General features: G+C 39.3%; 1 pseudogene. It reads right to left on the reverse strand.

What is annotated here, in order from left to right:
* Positions 1 to 215, reverse strand: a pseudogene (locus KQX66_RS36480) (serine hydrolase); the annotation flags it as partial.
* Between the last annotated feature and the right edge of the window lie 202 nt (positions 216 to 417).

Here is a 417-nt window from a genome sequence, read left to right on the forward strand (position 1 = left end):
TCTTTTACACCGGCGTTATCTGATAAAACAATGGATCCCTTATCCATAATGGCATACTGCACACCACTTGCACCAGAGACGGAAAGGAGCTTCGAAGCTAGCACCTGTGCCCTTTCTTTTACAGTAACCGGATTCGGATTCGTTTGAGCAAAAGCAGGGGTGACCGGTATGGCAATAAGCATAGCGGTCATTACTACAGAAACCATTTTCTTCATTATTCATTCCTCCTCGTAATTTCTTTCAAGATTGTATGTACCCAAATTCATCATACATGGAAGAAGGCTGCTGTATTAAAAACCGCCCTGAAGCGAAAAAAACAATCCCTAAACAACATATTGTCCAAGGATTGTTTGTTTAAAATGTACGGAGAAATCTATTTATTCTTCAATTCAATTTTAAATACATCACCCGCTTTTC

It is taken from the genome of Paenibacillus oleatilyticus (assembly GCF_018998565.1).
Taxonomy (GTDB): Bacteria; Bacillota; Bacilli; order Paenibacillales; family NBRC-103111; genus Paenibacillus_G; species Paenibacillus_G oleatilyticus.